Here is an 18,082-nt window from a genome sequence, read left to right on the forward strand (position 1 = left end):
GCGCCACGGTCTCCTTGTTGGCATCGAAGAGTCGCGCCACGGTCTCCTTGTTGGCTTCGCTGGTGGCCATGGTGAGTCCTCCTGGCAGCCGGTGTGGTGTGGCTCATAGACTACGCGGCAGCGGCCCCGTCAACAAGCTCTCGCGTTGACACGAGCAGTGCGCGGGCGTTCGATGATCCCACAGGGTCACACGCTGCGAGGAGGCAACCGTCGATGCGCGTGGTTAGCAAGCCTAAACGAGTGTCCGTGACAGTCGGCGGTGCCTTGAGGGTTGCCGGATGCCTCGGCATGTGGCTGGCCGCCATACTTTCGGTTGGACCGGAGGACGGCAGAAACGTTCTATTTTCCTTCTTCTTCGCCGTCTTTGCCCTGATTTGAGGCGTCGTCATCCTGTCCTGGGACCGCCGGTCCGATCCCATGGTCCTGATGCGTATGCAGCGGATGCCCTTCAAGGAATCCTGCCCTTGGCCTTCTTCGCTTCATTCCTTCTGTCCATGCCCGCGCCCGAGCTCACAGATCCTGCCCAACCGTACCTGTGGATGGCCGGCCTGCTTCTGGCATCGGCTGCCGTTTCAGTAGTGCCGGCAGTGCAGGCGGCGCTCTTGGAGATCCCGCCACTGCGTCCCGGACGCTATCTGGACTGGCTCCGATGGCAGAACTTCGGCGCCGGCACCCTGCTGCACTCGATTCTCGTTCCAGTAATGTTTTTTCCTATCCACTGCAGTCCCACGCCTTTGCACCGCTGATCGTCGTGTTGGCCCTCGCCCAAGCGACCGTGAGCGTCTGGCGCATCATCGAACGCCGCCAGCTTTCTGTCTACCGGAGGCTTCGCCCCTCTGCTCTTGGATGAGTTGTCCGATACTCTCGGGTGCCTGGGCGCTCTACCGCTTTCCATCGCGCTTATCGTCCGTCTTGCACGTCAACGCCCACAAGCAAGCCATGGACGGGGTCCCGGGGGATCTCCTCATCTGCGGATCGAACCCAACCACATGGAGTGACCCTCTGGACCGCCCAGTTCCAACGTGCCCCAGTATTCATTCCTTGTTCCTGACTACTCGGCCGACCATGTTGAGACCTCAAGGTCCAGGAAGCCTATCGGCTTCGTGTAGCCGCGCATACGCCGGCCGCGGTCAATTAGTCGTTAATGAGGCCGGGATCACACTTCCTTGCGTCGTGACTTGGTCTCAGGGTGTAAGTTCTCGGAAACGTTTGTCCGAGGCGCTCATGGGTCGGCTCCTTTTCCTTGGAACGCCAGATCCAGCGGAGCAAGCAACAGTGGGTCATCCGGCGCGCCAAGCTCATCTGAGAGAGTGCCCAGTCCTTCGATGCCGGCAAACATTGCATGCTTCCGCGTCGGAGCGAGGCGGAGAGGCAGCGCGATCGACAGCGGAAATGAGCTGGTGCCACGCTACAGGTGACAGCGATGGATCCAGACCGCTCCCACGCGCCGTCGAGCAGCCCCATCTACTTCAATAGCCATGAACATTCCGGAAGTGAGACGAACTGACCAGACCGTCCTAGAAGATACGCCAAACTGTCGTCTGCCAATTCATTGATCTAGTCCCCGATGATCGGACCAGAGCAGTATTGATCTTTACGGGAATATTCGGTCTTCCGTCCTTCTTCTTTGGCAGTGCATTAAGAACGAGCTCATTGCCAGCGAAGCGGCCAGCCCAATCCCTGAGGCGGTAGTGACGGGGATGTGGGTTTCGATTTTGATCTGGTATTTCTAAGATCCCCCTCGCAGCCCCTCTGTATTTTCTCAGCGGCATTTTGTTTTCGAGAGACTTCAGAACGGCGTCAACTTTCTTAGTGGGGCCGGATAGAACGAACAAGCATTCAGTGGTGGGGGAGTGCTGGCTTACGAGGGCTAGTCGACACAAGTCAAGTAGGATCCTGTCCCATTTGCAATGGCCTGATTCGGCCCATTTCGCTTCGATACAGATGTCCGTCATCCCTGTGCGATACGCCTGGATGTAGAAGTCAACTTCGCGCCTACGTCCTACATTCTGATCGACATCCCTTGCGAGTGCATCGTGGGCATACCCCGAATGAATCCTGAAGTCTGTCGGACTGGTGATTGCGCCAATAATCTCATTCATGACCCCATGAAGGTGGTATTCGCTGAAGGACTGTCCACGTTCACAGACGTAGTCAAACTCAAGCTTGGCTGATACCCCGTCTGCCAGCCGTTTCGCGATGTCTTTTCGTTGCACTCAGTAAGCGTAGTAGGGCTAACGCTAACTCCTGTCATGCGTTTCGAGTCGGGATGAGGGCCTCCAGCCCTCAGCCGACGGCGACAAGGTGCCCATGACATTCAGCCGCAACGCCACGGCGCATACAGTGAGTCCCCGCCAGTTCAACCGGCGTAACGCGGTCCAAGGCATCATGGTGGCCTGCAGCCTGCTGTACCGACTTGACGAGAAGGCCCAGGCGCTCGGCGTGGATACGGAAGTGTAGTTGCCAGGGGCAACGGAAGAGGACACGCTCTCCAGGCCGGCTTCGAATAGCGGCCCAAACGGTGTGAAACCGGCCAACTCAGTACACGCGCATCGCGGGACGGTACCTTGAGCCACGTACGTCTAGGGCTCGGCAAGCAGGGGAGATTCTGCCTAGGAAGAACCCACCTCCTAACTCAACAATGAGCGGCCTGACCACAAGAGCTCCGTGCCACCAAAGTTGCTATAGGAGGTGGGCGCCAAAATGCCCGGAATTACGCGGGTTCCGGTCTATCTGTGACATCTTTGTAGCACAGCAAAGATCCATCTCATTTAGTAACATTGGTGGCTTCTTTTCCCAGTGGCAGGTGTGAGGGAATGAGCCCGGAGACGTCCTTGCTTCATCTGATTGAGGACCTCGAAAGTTGCGGACCTCACTGTGCTCGAGTTGCGTTGCAGCAGGAGGCACTTCACCGAGGCAACGAAACCACGCTTCCGGAGGTCTTTAAATGAGGCAACGTATTACTTTTCCCGGAGGGATTGCAATGAGGCAACAAGGGCTCAATGGCGTGGAGGGCCGTTTTTCAGTGTTGCAGGGGCATGGTTGAATGCTCCATGACCAAAAAGAAGAAGAAGAACTCAGGGAACCCCGGCCGCACGTCAGATGTACAGATCGTTATGCCTTCCAAGGCGCTCAAGGCGGTTGTGCGTTTGTTGGAGGAGATCGATGACGAGGCTCATGATGCCGCCCGACGGAGCTTTCCAGATGAGTATTCTCCTCTGTTCAATTTTGACCAGGGCGTCCTTGAGCGGGGCATCAATACGTTGAAGTCGGTGCGTATCCTGGTGGAGCATGGCCATTGGGAAATGGCACATTCGCTGCTTCGCCAGCTCCTGGAGCTGCTTGCGAACATGGAGTTCCTGGCGCAGATGCCGGACCGGACCAAAGCGACTCTTCAGTATGTGAAATATGGCCTGCTCCAGAAGACCACGGAGCAGATCCTCACGATGAAGTATGACGAGGAGTCCGGCCGGCCGATCGACCGGGAGCGTCTGGCGAAGCTCGAAGCCTTCCAGCAGGGCCCGACGTTCGATGAATTCAAGGCCAAAACAAAAGACGGGTCGTTGAAGTTTGTAGATAGTTGGTGCCGGAAGAACATGAAGTCACTGTGTGAAGCGTCGGCGAACAAGCTTCGCCTGTCGCAGTATGAACTGCTCTACTCGCCGTGGTCTGAGCAGGTACATGCGTCCCCGGGCGCTCTTATTGATTCGATGTTCCGGAACCAGGGAACCGATTGGCAGAAGCTTGTCATTGAAGGAGATGAAGTGCGGATTCACGAGGCCGTTAGCATGGCCATCACCTTGTTCCTGGAGCTCCGCCGCTTCCTGCCGGCCATCGATGCCCCTGATCATGAAAAAGCCAACGACTGGCTCGAAAAGGCCAAGCCAAAGCAGGCGGTGGCAGCCTAACGTTCTCAAGCGTGACCACGAGAACTCCGTAGCACCAAAGTTTTAATAGGAGGTGGGTACCCAAATCCCCGGAATGACGCGATTTCTGGCCTACTTTTGACATCCTTGTGGCACAGCAACGACCCACCTCCTTTAGTAACGTTGGTGGCTTCATTTTGCTGACATCGCCATCGTGTTTGCCGCCGACAGGAACGATGTCGGCGTCACCGACCCCGCGGTGCAGGACGTCGAGGACTTCATCCAAGACGACTACCGGACGACCGCTGAACGCATCGCGGACGGTGAGCTGAAACAGTCCCAACTCCAGTCCTGGATGTGAGGGTCGTTCAGCATTCCTATAGCTGTCTCAGTCACCGTCCAACATGTCATGCGGCACGGCGATTTCCTCGTAGAAGTACGCGAGAGCCCCGGCCGCTGCCAAAGCACGCTCTGCCCCTACGCGGGCGTCTCTGGCCACTGGGCCAGAGAATCCAGACGTGAGCTGTACAACGTCAATCGCAAGTTGAATGAGTATGTCTTCCGGCAATCCTTCGGGTAGGAACGTGAGCATATCTGGCCGCGCATTTGTGGCATCTTCACCGAGAAGCTGCGCCTGCAAACCGTCAAGCCATAGCTCCGCCGCCCGATTTGGCGAGACGGCATGATAGTCGGCGGGCCTAATACGTAAATTCGCGGGGGCGACCCAAATGGAGGCGGCCGCACACAGGATGCCACCGGCTCGAGATAATCGACTGGCGTCGGAGATATCTTGGAGCGCTTCCCGGGCTAGCGCACGCCAGTCTTGCGCATTGAGGATCGAGACAAAGTCCGAAGAATCCAATGGGGAAGCCGAAAAGCCCAATTCGGCCTGCTTCATGCGAGGCCCGTGACCCAGACGATCCCAATCTAGCAACTGATCATAGACCCGACTGGAAGGAAATGCCGCCAGTACACGGAGCGCCCAAAAGAACCCTCCAATCTCGACAGCCGAATGCTCTCGGTCATCCTTTAGGCCGTTAATGATTTCCTCGGCGAACGGTAGGTCATCAACTGTGAGATCGTCGCCAGGATCAAGTTTCCAAACCTCCCGATCCAGAGAACCGCAAGCGTTTGAGAACAGGAGAGCTTCACGTCCAATGAATGTCAGTTCTCGTTGTTGTTTGTTTTCGGGCTCCCAGTCGCTATGGACCATAAGCAGCGGGCCCCACCCAAGAACGTCGCGCGGATGCTGGATGCCTGACATTTTCACGGCCAGTGTCGAAAAGTCTGACTTCTCCTTATCCAGATGCTCCTTTATTTCGAGGCCCAAATCAATGCGAGGATGCAGGTCTGCCCGGTCAGCAACAGATTTCAGAATCCGTTGATCGAGAAATGCTACTTCGGTTCCGCTGATTCCAATTGACCCATCGGCGAACGCCTGGACGAGTTGCTCTGCTAATTGCGCTAGAGTCTGAGGTTCAAGTTCGGGCAAGTTGTGCGCGAAAGACATGTCACCAGTAGCCGCGGCGAATTCGAGCGCACGCGGCCACCATTTGCCTATGTCTGCCCAAAGACGAGCTTCCCACACCACTGCTGCCTGATCTGGCACGTGCATACTGAGCACCCCGGCCTCGAGCATGCTTTCGACTTGATCGGTAGAAGCCGGGCAGCCTGTGCTTCGTCGCTGAAGAGCCAATGAAATCTGCTTTACGATCCCCCCGCGATTTGCGATGTCAACCGCAAGGTCGGTCGCAACCTGGGGATCGAGATCAAAAGCCCATCTCCAAAAACGCCCGTGCGCCAGAAACTTGGCCAGCGTTCTTCGTCGATGAGCACATTTGCAGTAATCCGACACTAGAGCGAGCGAGTAGGTCAAGGAGAAATCAGGAGTATCGCCATCCTCTATTGCTCCCCGTAGGGCATCCACTAGACCGTGAAGGGCAGGGCCGTCGCCGAGGAGCTGGCAGCTCTGATGTATGGTCTCTATCCAAGAAGGGTGCAAGGCAGCATCTAAGAAGTCTTCCCACCAGCCTTCGGAACGTGTCTGGATACGTCTGGCGAGAACGGTGGCGGTGAAATATTCGTGGATGGCACGATGCATCCAGCGAACTCGCTGGAATCGTCGGGAGAATGGTGACTCTTGCAGCCCGTGCGGAACAAGGATGCCCGACAAATACACTTCATAAGGGGCATCCGGCGAACTGGTCCAGTCTTCAAGCGTGGCCAGTACTTCGCTATCTCTCCAAAGCGATTGGATACTATTGTGCTTGTGCTTGGCCATTGCCCAGGCCACAGTAGTCGCGGCCCGATGCACGCGAGCAACCTGAGCGTCGTCGTCTATCCAGTGAGTTCGGGGATGCCATTTGCGTCGAAGAAAGTGATCCACGAACCGGTCGAAGAGGCTGGCTTGGTCGCCGGGAACCTCCTCGTGATGTGCGACAAAACACATGAACCCGAGCATCAACGGATTGGTGTTCAGCTCCGACAGGCTAGCCTCACGGATCGTTCGGTTGTATCGCTTACGGGCAACCATGCTTCCTGACAGATCGAACCACCTATCGGCGGTGCTGGCTGCGGCAGCCTCGGTGATCGGCAAGACTGCCACATGTGTTGCGGTAGCAAACGGCGTGCTGTATCCGGTAATTCTGGAAGTGATAACCAGCCGGTATCGACAGTCAATTAGAAGATTCACCAGTTGCTTTACCGCAGCTTGGCCGGCGGCACTTGGGATCTCGTCTAACCCGTCAAGAACAACCAATGTCTGGCAGGTGTTTTCCGCTTCTCTTGAGGCGCGAGCGGCTTCCAACAGAGCGTCAGGAGAGACCCTGGCCGAGACGGCTCGAGTCATTGCTTGCGCGATTGCAGCGAGCGCCTCCCGCTCTTTAGTAATAGGCCTTTCCGGTGTAAGGATGGCGGCAACGTCCGCGAGGCGAGCGAAGGCGGCCTTTTCACCGGCTTTGACTGCTTGTACAACCAGATCCTTAGCGAGAGTGCTCTTACCACTCCCAGGATTTCCAAGTATCACCGTCAAAGATGAGCTCGGAAGAACCCCATCGAGTCGTTCTGATTCGCCGTACAATCGGCCGTCCCAGTACAAGTCCTCGCGATCAGATGGCACGAATCTGAGCAGGTCGTCGACCCGAGTTACCAACAGATCTTTCGCGAGGTCGCGGTTGGAAAACCCGTCGGGGTAGTACTCAGGCGGGCGATCGAGCGCTTCGATAACAGCAGTGGTTGGCCAAGCTGCATTGGATTGCTCAACCGACGCAGCGTGGATCTCGTCGATCAGTGACCGCGTCTCCTTCGCGAGGAGTTCGATACGCAGCTGCGACCGCATCTGGTCCACTGTTGCGTCTGTGTTGAACCAGTCTGCATATCGGACAACTTCAACGACAACCGAAAGGCTGCACCAAATGGCGGTGGAAAGACGAGTGGTCGCCGGTTCCTCGGCGTGCAAGGCCTCGATCGCCCGCCTGCCGTCAACATCCAATATCCGCTGCATCCCATGCTCGGGGTCGCGTACGAGGTCCAGCAGCGCATCGTGAGCAGAAAAAGCATCGGCCAGGAGTTTCGCGACGTCTCCTGCAATCGCGTTCCACTGGGCGGTGGTCCCCCCAAGTTCTGTTTGCACGCTCCGGTCAGTGCGTAGAGCATTGGCTGTGTGTGACGCGATGAATTCAAATCCGTCATGTTGTTTGAGAATTCTCCGAGTCCAGCCTTGTTCCCCCGTCAGTGCGTTGGCCAACTCGTTTTGTGAAAATGCCGTCCGCAACGACGACACGACCCGCGGGACGGCCCTAGACGCTAAAGGGACAAGATCAAGCATGTGTGTATTCTGCCAACACCTTCCGAACAGTGCGAACCTGCTTCGCGAATCAGGCACCGATAGGTGCTTTGGTGTAGTTATTCGCCCGTTGCCCATACACAGAGGAACATCGCTCGAGCCGGGCCTACTCGTTACTTCTCACTGACGCTTAACCGTGCGGCAAGACTATGCGCGATCGGTGGAGCGGCTAACTTCGTCCGGTCGCGATGACGCCGCGCCCCGGTGACCATTCGATCTTGTCCCTCGGAGTCCCGGGCGGCAACTTGTCAGGAGACAATCGGCGGCGCTGACAGTAAACGGCGGCCTCCGCCGGACCGGGTGATCGTGACCGAGCTCGAGCCCGCGGCTCACCCGATGATCATCCATGTGCCCGATTGCTCGTCCGTCAGACGGAAGCTGGCTGGTCGAGCGAGCACGCTGCTGGTTGGGCCCCATGCCGACCCACCACGTTCTTGAACGTTCGTCAATCAAGCTCCTCTCAGATGGTCTCTCGCAAGGTCTCAATCGTCCTTCGGTCAAGCTCGGCACGGTCGACTTGATCGCCGTGCCATGGGCCTATTGAATGTGCCTGAACACGGGAAACACGGGCCTGAACCGACCCACCTCCTAACTAAACAATGAGGGGGTAGTAATGTGCGGAGGTCGATATGGGTTGTGCGGGTTCAATCTAATAGTATTTGTCCAGCTCAGGGGCGCATTGGCCCACCCATCTGGCAACATTGGTAATTGACCGGAAAGTAGTCTTTCGCCTTCCGTATTGGGTTCGGCCAGTTCACCATCATGGAAGATGTCGATGAGGCTGCGGAACAAATTACGACGGCCGTTCCGCGTGCCATCTAGGTTGGGGGTCGTGGCCATTGACGTTCCGTCGCTCACGAGACAGGATACGTTTCATGGCTTGGCTGGATGGGGCGGTCAATGGAATGATGTCGCGACTGATGCCCGCGGGATTCACCCCTGATGAGGCATTCTGCCTAGCGCAGGCTGCGTACATCAAGGAGCGTAAACGCGCCCAAGGCGTTCCGCGCACCGTGCTGGAACGACAGCAGGTTTCGTTTGAGATCAATCAAACTTTGAAGCGTTTGGGGCAGTTTCCGATGGGACCTGAGGCGCACCGCCAACGGATCATCCTGTGGGAAACAGTCTTTGGGCGCGGGTCCTGGCACGAGCCCATCGATCCGGAGGAAATCTATGGTCCCGGAGCTGGTTTACAGCCCGAGAGCATCGTGCATAACTTGAAGCTCCACAAAGATGCCGATGATGCCGCATTTCTTAAGCTGTCGTATGCCGGTCCTCAAGAAGGTGAACTTGCCTCAAATTTAGACAGGATTAGGCGTGGTTTCGAGGCGCTGGCAGGAGGACATTCTCTGTTCTGCGCGTTCGAGACTAAAGAATCCACGGACCTGCAGAAGGGCCTGATCGCGTGCACGCATGAAAAGATCGGCTTGTTTACGATGCAGAGCCTGGCAAAAGGCGGAGACCCTTTACCCGGCGACAAAATCGTGGACTTCTCCTCGATCAGAGACGTGGGATACACAAGAGTCCCGGGCGAACTTGAAGCCGCCGAACTCGCCCATTTCACCGCCTTTCAACAACCCCACATGGCGATGCGAATCATCTTTGACAACGATGACGTCTGGGACATGGGGTTCTCAGTAGAACAAATGGGCGGCTATAGCTCTGCTCCGTACGTGAACTTCGTGAAGGGGCTCCACGACAACTATCACGAGTGGCATGCAGCTAGACTCCCGGATCGCATTCCGCCCCGACCAACCAAGGAACCTGCGGCAACAGCAGCAGCGCCCATGACTAAAGCCCGCACAGAGCACACGGCCACGCTCCTGGCCTCTGGCACCGTCCTCATTGTCGGAGGGGAACGAGACGGCGCTTTGCGCAGTGCCGAATTGTTCGACCCTACAGCCGGACTGTGGCAGAAGGCGGCCAAGATGGCGACTGCCCGAACGTCTCACACAGCGACGCTGCTGCCTAATGGGACAGTACTGGTGGCTGGCGGATCAATTTACTCGTGGATGCCCATGCCTAGTTGTGAGGTGTTCGACCCAACAACCGGACTGTGGCAGAAAACAGCTAGCATGGCGACTGCCCGAGACTCTCACACAGCTACGCTACTGCCAAACGGAACAGTCCTGGTCGCGGGCGGAACCGCCGAATATGCAGCCCCTTTGGCCAGTAGTGAACTCTATAACCCAGCGACTGGAACGTGGTCGGCAACGGGCAGCATGACGGTTGCCCGCCACGGTCACTGTGCCACCCTACTCCTCGACGGAACTGTGCTTGTCTGTGGCGGTTACGCCGACCCGCAAAGACTCGACTCGGCCGAGCTTTACGCCCCAAATACCGGCACCTGGTCCACCGTGGAAAGTTTGGAAGTTGCGCGCTCCAGCCACTGTGCAACCCTTCTCTCCACTGGTTCGGTGCTCGTGGCGGGCGGCTATGACAGCGGTGCGATCGCCACCGCTGAAATGTATGATCCAGCGTCCGAAACGTGGTCGACCACGGCAGATCTGGAAGTCGCCCGCTACGATCACAGTTCCACGCTGATGCCCGATGACACGGTCCTTGTTGTTGGTGGAATGACGGGCTCAGACGAGCGCATTGGCAGCGCTGAACTGTTTGACCCCGTGCTTGAGACGTGGTCAGTGCAGACTGGCATCGGGGGCGTCCGCAGTGACCACACGGCAACACTGCTCGCCAACGGCGCTGTGCTCATCACAGGCGGTATGGTCGGGGGCGGGGACGACAGCGAACCGGCCGCCAGCGCAGTGCTTTACCGATAGACGGATCAGGTTCGTAGAAACGAGAGCGTTCCGTGGGGTCAAAGCTAGCAGGATCGTCTCCGGAGCAACCGAGAGCTGGGGCCGGTTACGTTTGCCCCCAGGCAGACGAGGACGTCTACGTGATCTTCGATCGAGCCCGCATGAGACCCGTCGGAAGCAATGTAGCTGCCTCCGACCGAGATGTCATCACCCAGGAGCGCCAGCAGCGGTACGCGGATCCTGTCCGGGACGTCGCCGGCCGCGACAGCTGTCATAAAGGGCACCGCATGGGCCGTTGCCTGATGAACCGTAGCCTGGTGACAGGTGTTCGAGTAAAGCCGTCACCGATTGCCGTGGAAGGATCTATTCGAAGGGCAGCCAGAGATCGCGGCACGTCGCCTGCGATGGCAAGTGACAGGTCGCCCTCAACACCAAATGAAACGACGCCTCGCCCGTAACTGTGCTCCAGCCGGCCCCAGTCGACACGGTCGAGTTCGTCCAAAGCATCGAAACCTATCCCATGAGGCTGATACGGCGTATCCACACGACCGAGAATACTCAGACAAGATCGTGGAGAGGACCACTCAGCGGGGTGGGAAGACGCAGGTCAGTGGATGCCTTGAAGGCCGCTGCCCCAGGTGCATGGGCCTCAGTATTGTGGAGCGGACCTGCTGGAATAGAGACGGACCGCCTCTGTCAGCATCATGTACGCGAGCTGGGTTAGTACTGAAACGTCCGTCATTCCTGCGGTGAGCCGGACCTCGGTGACTCCGTTGTCGTGCTCCTTCATCAATTGGCGGTGGAGGACATCCAACGTGGACCACTCCCGTCCGTGTGCCATGCCGCTGCACATCCGCCAACCCAGTTCACCAAGGTTGTCGCCGTCGGACCAGGTTTCCTTGTCGACCGTCTTCGCGATGGATCCAAATGAGGGGACCCCGCCCCGTACCCTGTGGGGGTCGAGGTCGCATTCGACGATAAGGTTCTCGACCCAGTCGTCCCGGGGTGTCGCAGGTGGTTCGTCAAGGCAGTCTGCCATGGTGTTCTGATCCCTGTCGTCAGCGCGGCAGGCAAGTATGTGACGGCTGATTCGTTCGCTCCGTTGCTCCGGTTTCAGGAGCCAGAGGGCGTTGATGGAGCCTTCGAGGCTGCCACGAATGAGTGTGAACGGTGCGTAGGTGTGCAGTGAGTTGGCCAGGAACAGCGAAGCCCGCAGCGAATGAAGGTGATCGATCGCAACGAGCAGGTTGCGGGTCACTGCATGGGACAACGGGTACGGGCTTGTCCGTTTGTCGTCTCCGCGCAGCGATGAGCGTTGTTGTACGCGCGGAAGCCTGATACCGCCGTCAACGTACCAGGAATCGACCGCATCGAATATCCCAGACAGCTCAGCACCGGCCCGCAGGGTGTCTTGCTGCGTTTCGCTCCGCCGAGAAGACCACACGTCGTCATCGGGTCCGGTCATGATGTTGCTCCTGCATGAAGGGCCAGTGTGGGCGGCATTCAAAACTGCTCGATCTTGTCCTTGCGCAGATCCGGCCTTTCCGCCGGCGTTTTCGGCCAGTTCACGACGAAACCGAGTTCCTCAAGGGCTTCGACCGCCGCACTGGTGTTGTCCGCAACGGCAGCGCGAAGCTGCGTGTCTCGCCACAACGAGCGGCCTTCCCGCAGGGACTCCCGCCACCCGCGGGCACAGTCAATTGCCAGCTCAACTACCAGCATTTCGAGTACATCCTCCAGGGCCGGGCGGAAGCGTGGACCGCCGAGCGGCAGATGCAGTTGTGCCGCTGTAGGTGCGCCGGCAACTCGCCTTCGCTGGGTGCGCCTGTTGCTGCCCGCGTCCTGCATGGCTGCAATCAGCGCGGCCGACTCGGTATGCATGTTGATGTGTGCGGAGGGCACGTCGCCTTTTGGTTTCCGAATGAAGTCATACCGGAGAATGGGTTCAGTCCGGTCGAAATGGAAGACCGTAAACGTGCTCTTCTCTACGGCAAGGTACGTACTTGCCTGATTCAACTCACAGTAATACCTGGCGGCCAGCCGGAATAAGGGATTCCCGGCTACCGTGAGCGTCAGACCTTCAAGCTCAACGTTCTTGACCACGACCCGGCTGCCGGAAGCATCGACGTGCATTACATCTTCATCGCATCCCAGGAACGCCTTAAGCGTGTGATTCACGCGGGCAGCAAACTCGCCAGCCTTCCGTTCGACACTGGCCCGGTGGTCAAGCTTGCGTTGAGCAGGGCTACTCACTGAGCAGGTAGTCGATGTCAGCGATCGCCTCGAAGATGGCGAACTGGTTGACAGTCAGGGTGTAATCCTCGGCCCGAGCAGTAAGTTCCGCGAGGGGCAGGCCGGACTTCTCAACGAGCATGTCCCGCTCCTGCAGCAGTTCCTTACGGGTTTTGAAGTCCACAGCAAGTGCAGTCATCGGTGGTTCCCCCTGTTTGTCTCGTGGCACAAGTATTGCACCCCGGTCTGACTTTTTGGGTATCCGGGACTGGGCGTGGCACAAGGGAGTGACCCCAGGCTGCGTGCGTGTTGTAGGGCTCCGTGCACCCATCTCCTGTTTCAACATTCACCATTCGATTTCCATCTGATGGACTCCCGTAAGGAACTGACCGCCGACCACCCGCGCCCGGAAGATGGGCTTGATTGACGCGCAAATTCGATCATGGGATAGCGAGAAGAGGCCGATGACCTGCGGAAACGTTAGGCAGGTTCAACCCACCTCCCAACTCAACATTCACCGGCAAGAAAATCTGCAATATAATATGGGTTCAATTCGGGGCAATTTCGCGCATCCCCGCAGGTCAGAGCGATTTCAAGTACCCATCTCCTCTTAATAGTTTGTGATCAGTAATGTTCACTTTTTAGGTACTCAATGTGCCGAAGCCACTTCAACCGGCCACAAAATTCTCCTTGGGGGAGAGGAGCCCTCTGTCATCGCATAATGCTTTTCCACGAACCCAGAGCAGCAGCCCGGCAAGAACGCCGTTTGAGAGAATCGCAACCCGCGCGCGTTCGTTGGGATTTGTCACGCGGGTTCACAGACTTTGTAATTGGCCTGAAGGTTTTGTCGAACTTGGCCGGAGAGCCCTTGCCCTATTCCGGTGTCCCGTGGAAACTGCTATAAAAGCCGCAGACATTTCGGTCAACTGACTCATGTCACACCATTGGGGATCTCTTGGGGGCGTTCATGTTTGGACGGGTCTGCGCGTTTTTGGCAAAGTTGAGCCGCATCCGGGCAGGTCGTTTCCTGCCCGTTGTTGTATCCCTCTCCCTCATCACAGGGTTGGCAGTTTCAGCGCAGGCGTCACCACCAGGGCCGGCTCCGCAGGCACCGACGACCGTCGCTTCCCAACCGCAGGAACCGCCGAAGCCGGTCATTCCTGAGGTCAAGCGCGGCCAGGGGAAAGACCCCGACCAGCACGGTAAGAGCACCTGGAAGTATCAGCAACCTCAGCCTGCTGCCGGGGTGGCGACGGGCTCGCCGTACCTCCGGATCGATATGGAATCCAAGACGTACTACGGCCCGGATACCTACATCTGCTGGGACACCGCCTACGTCAACCTGGTCCAGGGCAGTCAGTACTTCATATGCGCAGTGGTCTTCCCCTATGACGCCAATGGGAATCCGGCAAGCTTCTCCTCGTCAAACACTTTCGAGTTCATTATCAAAGACGGGTGCGGGAACACCGTTTCCGACGTGACCCGTTACAACCTGTACACCGCCGGAACAAACCCCGCGGTGCTGACGGCGATGCAGAACGGTTTTGAGCTGGGCGTAGCCATAGGCTCCGGGGTGTTTGGCGTACCGTGGGACTCGTCCTGTTCTACCGGGTGGTCGATGACGGTCAACTTCTCCGGCTCCACAACGGATCCGACACCAGTCCCGGTGAACTCGACAGCCACAGTGATCGGTAACACGACGCCTCCTGCGCCGCCACCACCCATGCCCGCAGAACAGACGACCGGTGACGGCGCGCCCTATCACTCGGAGCAGGGCGATCCTGTTGACTCCCTCACCGGGGCGTTCAACTACCACCCGGATCGCATTGATCTTGGCTATGCGGCTCTCGGCGGCGGCGTGGCCTTGGGCCGCAGCTACTCCTCAGCGGCGCAGCGGTCCAACCGCTTCGGGCCGGGCTGGTCCGATTCGTACGACGCAACCCTCCAGGCTGATCCGACGACAGGCAAGGTAACATACCACGACCCGGGCGGCTCCGTTCAGGTCTTCACGCCCGCCGGGGGCTCTTATTACACCTCGCCACTTGGGGTGAGATCCACGCTGGTCACGACCCCGACCGGATGGACTCTGACAACCAAAACCCAAATGGTCTTGACCTTCGACCTGAACGGCAGGCTGACCGGGACCAGGGACCGCAACGGCCAGGGCACAGTCCTGAACTGGACCGGCGGGCAACTGGTCTCTGTCACGGGCTCAGGGCGGACCATCTCCTTCTCCTACAACCCCTCAGGGCTGGTCTCGGAAGTCACCGGCTCCGACGGGCGCACGGCCGGCTACCAGTATGACGCCCTCGGCCGGCTTCAGACTTTCACCGACGTTATGGGGAAAGTGACCACATACGGCTACGACGGGAACAGTCTGCTCGCTTCCGTGCAGGACGCGAACAGCAACTTCCCGATCCGGAGCACCTACGATCCCAACACCCGTAGGGTGATCCAGCAGCAGGACGCCAACGGGCAGATCTCAACGTTCGGCTGGACGCAGACCGGCGCTGATGCAGGGACCGGGACAGCGACGGTGACCGACCCAAGGGGATTCACGATCAACGATACCTATCAGAACGGGTATCTGGTCGCACAGGCTGACGGGGACGGCAAGGTCAGCCATTTCGTCTGGGACGAATCCGCCCAGCTCAAGCAATTCTACGACCGCCTCGGTATCTCCACGTATTTCTCCTACGACTCCGCGGGAAACCTGGCCTGGCGCAAGAGCCCCACCGACGGCTACACCGAGACGTACGCCCACAACAGCAGCAACGACGTCACTTCCGCCACCGACTTCAACGGCAACACTTCCACCTACACTTATGACCCCGCAGGGAACCTGGCATCGGTCAGCCGGCCCAGCATCGCCGGCGGGACCACCCCGGTCACCTCCGCCAGCTACGTCTACAACCCCAACGGGACACTCCAGACCTCCACAGACGCACTCGGCTACACCACCCAATACAGCTACGACTCCCAGGGTGACCTGACCTCGGCTACTTCCCCGGAGGGCAGGATCACCAGCTACACGATTGACTCGGCCGGTCGGGTCACCTCGATCGTTGAGCCGCGCGGCAATGTCACCGGTGCCAACCCGGACACGTACCGGACAACGCAAACGTGGGACAACCTCGACAGGATCACTAAAGTCACGGATCCGCTTGGCCACGCCACCCAGGCCTTCTACGATCCGGCGGGACGCCTCGACCACACCCTTGACGCCAAGGGAGGCACGACCAGTTACACCTACTCGGCCACCGGAAAACCCCTCACCATCCAAGGGCCGGATCTCGCGGTCGGACCCCAGCGTTACACCTATGACCCGAACGACAACGTCGCGACCGCGACGTCGCCCGCCGGCGTCACCACGAGCTACACGTACACCAGCTCCAACGCCGTCCGCACCGTCTCGTCCACAGGCACCGGTACGTGGACCTATGACCACGACGCCGACGGACGGATCACCAAAGCCACTGCGCCCAGCGGCCGGTCGGTGACCATGACCAGGACGGCCAAGGGCCATGTGTCCCAGGTCTCCTACAGCGACTCGACGCCCGCCGTAAGCTACACCTACGACGCCAACGGCAACCGCAAGACCATGACCGACGCACGCGGCACCACCACCTACGCCTACAACGCAATCAACCAGGTCACTTCCGCATCCCTTGGCAGCACGTCGTTCACGTACAGCTACGACCAGGCCAGCCAACTCATCCGCCGCACGCTCCCTGACGGAAGCGCAGCGACCCAGTACGCCTACGACAAGGACGGCCGACTCAAGACCGTCACCTCCGGGACCACAACGCTGGCCTCCTATGCCTACGCCCCGGCGACCGGCACCGTGACCACGACGCTCCCGGGATCGATTACCAACACCCTCCAGATCGACGCCGCCGGCAGGGCAGCGTCCACTCAGGCACTAAAGGGCTCAACCGTCCTGACCCGCAGCCAGTACACCCTCGACGAACTCGGCAACCCGACCCAGATCGTCAACGCGGACGGCACCACCGACAGCTACGCCTACAGCCCGCTGAGCCGGCTGGCCGCCGCCTGCTACGGGGCCACCAGCTGCACCTCGACCACACCCACGGCGGCCTTCAGGTTCAGCTACGACGGCGACGGCAACACCACCTCTGTGATGCAGCCCGCGGGCACCACCAACTACACCTACAACAGCGCCGGAAGGGTCACAGGACGGTCAGGACTCAAGGGCACCGCCACTTACCAGTACGACGCCGACGGCAATACCATCTCAGACGGCACCTCCAGCTACACCTGGAACGCAGCCAGCCAGCTCACCGCCGTCACCGCAGGATCAAACACAACCAGCTACACCTACGACGGCGATAACCACCGGGTGAGCACCACGGCCAGCCGGACAACCACCACCAACTCCTACGACACGTTGACCGGCCAAATCGTACTGGAACAGAGCAGCAGGTCAACCCTCCGGAAGTACGACTACGGCATCGGCCTGCTCAGCACGACCGCCGGGAACAGCATCTACAGTTACCTCACCGACGCCCTTGGTTCTGTCCGCGGGGTGGCAACATCAACGGGCACCCTGAGCCTGGGCTACAGCTACAACCCCTACGGCGACTCCCGGGCAACAACGTCGGGCAAGAGCTCCCCGACGAACCCCCTGCAGTTCACCGGCGGCTACCTCACGGGAGCGCTCTACCAGCTGGGAGCCCGTGACTACAGCTCCACCGACGGACGATTCCTCACCCCCGACCCGGCAGGAGTCCCCGGCCGCGGCTACTCATACGCAGCCAGCAACCCGCTCGCCTTCACTGACCCCACGGGCCTGAGCGAGCACGACTGGCGCAAGATGATCAACGAACTGGCCAACGGCGTAGCTAACGTCGCAGGAACCATCGCCCTCGTCTGCGCCATCGCAGTGGTTTGCGCTGAGATTTCCCCGATAGCCGGCGGCATCTCCCTCGCCGCGTCGGCCGTCGAGGTACTCACCAGCGACCAGACAGCTTCATGTGTCTCCGGCCACGGCTCCTGCCCCGAAGCCATCGTCAACGCCGCCATCGTGTCTACAGCAGGCAAGTTCGGGCCAGCGGGCAAAGAGGCCGCGAACGGCATCAAGGCGCTGGCGGGCGCTGGCGACACCTTTCTCTATCAAAAGCTAAGCTCGGCCGGCGAGCACCTCAAGTACGGGATAGCGAAGAATCCCGCCACGCGATATACCTCGTCGGAACTCGCTGGTGGCGAGCTCAATATCCTTGCCAAGGGGTCAAGACAGGAGATGCTTTCCCTCGAACGCTCACTTCACGAGACTCTGCCAATCGGTCCAGAAGAGGGACAGTTATTCTACATTCAGAAGCAGATCGAAAACGGTCTCCGTCCACCACCCTATCCTTGGTAGG

General features: G+C 59.0%; 13 protein-coding genes. 7 read left to right on the top strand and 6 right to left on the bottom strand.

What is annotated here, in order from left to right:
• The first annotated feature begins 240 nt into the window (after positions 1-240).
• A complete protein-coding gene (locus tag QRN59_RS12620) occupies positions 241-378 on the top strand; it encodes a hypothetical protein (RefSeq protein ID WP_284982852.1) in 138 nt (45 codons plus the stop codon).
• An 86-nt stretch (positions 379-464) separates the two neighbouring features.
• Positions 465-746: a hypothetical protein gene (locus QRN59_RS12625; protein ID WP_284982853.1), complete on the top strand. Its 282-nt coding sequence runs from the start codon at positions 465-467 to the stop codon at positions 744-746.
• Between the two features lie 771 nt (positions 747-1,517).
• Here the strand turns inward: QRN59_RS12625 and QRN59_RS12630 are convergent.
• Positions 1,518-2,216, bottom strand: coding sequence for a hypothetical protein (locus QRN59_RS12630; protein WP_284982854.1), 699 nt, complete (start codon positions 2,214-2,216; stop codon positions 1,518-1,520).
• A 94-nt stretch (positions 2,217-2,310) separates the two neighbouring features.
• Here QRN59_RS12630 and QRN59_RS12635 point away from each other — a divergent pair, with 94 nt between their 5' ends.
• The 3 genes from QRN59_RS12635 (at position 2,311) to QRN59_RS12645 (ending at position 4,227) form a co-directional block, all read left to right on the top strand.
• Positions 2,311-2,460 (top strand): hypothetical protein, encoded by a 150-nt coding sequence (locus tag QRN59_RS12635; protein WP_284982855.1) that lies wholly within the window; start codon positions 2,311-2,313, stop codon positions 2,458-2,460.
• A gap of 593 nt (positions 2,461-3,053) precedes the next feature.
• Complete coding sequence (locus tag QRN59_RS12640) at positions 3,054-3,908, top strand: DUF5677 domain-containing protein (RefSeq protein ID WP_284982856.1); 855 nt, start codon at positions 3,054-3,056, stop codon at positions 3,906-3,908.
• Positions 3,909-4,080: 172 nt separating this feature from the next.
• The gene (locus QRN59_RS12645) at positions 4,081-4,227 is read left to right on the top strand and encodes a hypothetical protein (protein WP_284982857.1); all 147 of its coding nucleotides are present in this window, start codon (positions 4,081-4,083) and stop codon (positions 4,225-4,227) included.
• Between the two features lie 27 nt (positions 4,228-4,254).
• Here the strand turns inward: QRN59_RS12645 and QRN59_RS12650 are convergent, their stop codons facing one another.
• Complete coding sequence (locus QRN59_RS12650) at positions 4,255-7,692, bottom strand: NACHT domain-containing protein (RefSeq protein ID WP_284982858.1); 3,438 nt, start codon at positions 7,690-7,692, stop codon at positions 4,255-4,257.
• An 893-nt stretch (positions 7,693-8,585) separates the two neighbouring features.
• On the opposite strand from QRN59_RS12650, the gene QRN59_RS12655 reads away from it, so the two are divergent.
• Positions 8,586-10,490, top strand: coding sequence for a Kelch repeat-containing protein (locus QRN59_RS12655; protein WP_284982859.1), 1,905 nt, complete (start codon positions 8,586-8,588; stop codon positions 10,488-10,490).
• Between the two features lie 44 nt (positions 10,491-10,534).
• Here QRN59_RS12655 and QRN59_RS12660 read toward each other — a convergent pair whose 3' ends face one another.
• The 4 genes from QRN59_RS12660 to QRN59_RS12675 form a co-directional block, all read right to left on the bottom strand.
• Positions 10,535-10,744 carry a hypothetical protein gene (locus QRN59_RS12660; RefSeq protein WP_284982860.1) on the bottom strand — a complete coding sequence of 70 codons (210 nt, stop codon included), beginning with the start codon at positions 10,742-10,744 and terminating at the stop codon, positions 10,535-10,537.
• A gap of 374 nt (positions 10,745-11,118) precedes the next feature.
• Positions 11,119-11,934, bottom strand: coding sequence for a hypothetical protein (locus tag QRN59_RS12665; RefSeq protein ID WP_284982861.1), 816 nt, complete (start codon positions 11,932-11,934; stop codon positions 11,119-11,121).
• A gap of 38 nt (positions 11,935-11,972) precedes the next feature.
• Positions 11,973-12,647: a hypothetical protein gene (locus QRN59_RS12670; protein ID WP_284982862.1), complete on the bottom strand. Its 675-nt coding sequence runs from the start codon at positions 12,645-12,647 to the stop codon at positions 11,973-11,975.
• Between the two features lie 67 nt (positions 12,648-12,714).
• On the bottom strand, positions 12,715-12,900 hold the full coding sequence (locus tag QRN59_RS12675; RefSeq protein ID WP_284982863.1) for a hypothetical protein: 186 nt from the start codon (positions 12,898-12,900) through the stop codon (positions 12,715-12,717).
• Between the two features lie 792 nt (positions 12,901-13,692).
• Between QRN59_RS12675 and QRN59_RS12680 the strand changes: the two genes are divergently transcribed.
• Positions 13,693-18,081 carry an RHS repeat-associated core domain-containing protein gene (locus QRN59_RS12680; RefSeq protein ID WP_284982864.1) on the top strand — a complete coding sequence of 1,463 codons (4,389 nt, stop codon included), beginning with the start codon at positions 13,693-13,695 and terminating at the stop codon, positions 18,079-18,081.
• Position 18,082 lies beyond the last annotated feature (1 nt).

Origin of the sequence: Arthrobacter sp. efr-133-TYG-118 (assembly GCF_030209755.1) — a bacterium.
Classification (GTDB): Bacteria; Actinomycetota; Actinomycetes; order Actinomycetales; family Micrococcaceae; genus Arthrobacter.

Bases quoted from the DNA above. Each gene is read 5' to 3' on its own strand.
- QRN59_RS12665 (WP_284982861.1), bottom strand. From the start codon at position 11,934: ATGACCGGACCCGATGACGACGTGTGGTCTTCTCGGCGGAGCGAAACG.
- QRN59_RS12675 (WP_284982863.1), bottom strand. From the start codon at position 12,900: ATGACTGCACTTGCTGTGGACTTCAAAACCCGTAAGGAACTGCTGCAG.
- QRN59_RS12650 (WP_284982858.1), bottom strand. From the start codon at position 7,692: ATGCTTGATCTTGTCCCTTTAGCGTCTAGGGCCGTCCCGCGGGTCGTG.
- QRN59_RS12640 (WP_284982856.1), top strand. From the start codon at position 3,054: ATGACCAAAAAGAAGAAGAAGAACTCAGGGAACCCCGGCCGCACGTCA.
- QRN59_RS12655 (WP_284982859.1), top strand. From the start codon at position 8,586: ATGGCTTGGCTGGATGGGGCGGTCAATGGAATGATGTCGCGACTGATG.
- QRN59_RS12660 (WP_284982860.1), bottom strand. From the start codon at position 10,744: ATGACAGCTGTCGCGGCCGGCGACGTCCCGGACAGGATCCGCGTACCG.
- QRN59_RS12635 (WP_284982855.1), top strand. From the start codon at position 2,311: ATGACATTCAGCCGCAACGCCACGGCGCATACAGTGAGTCCCCGCCAG.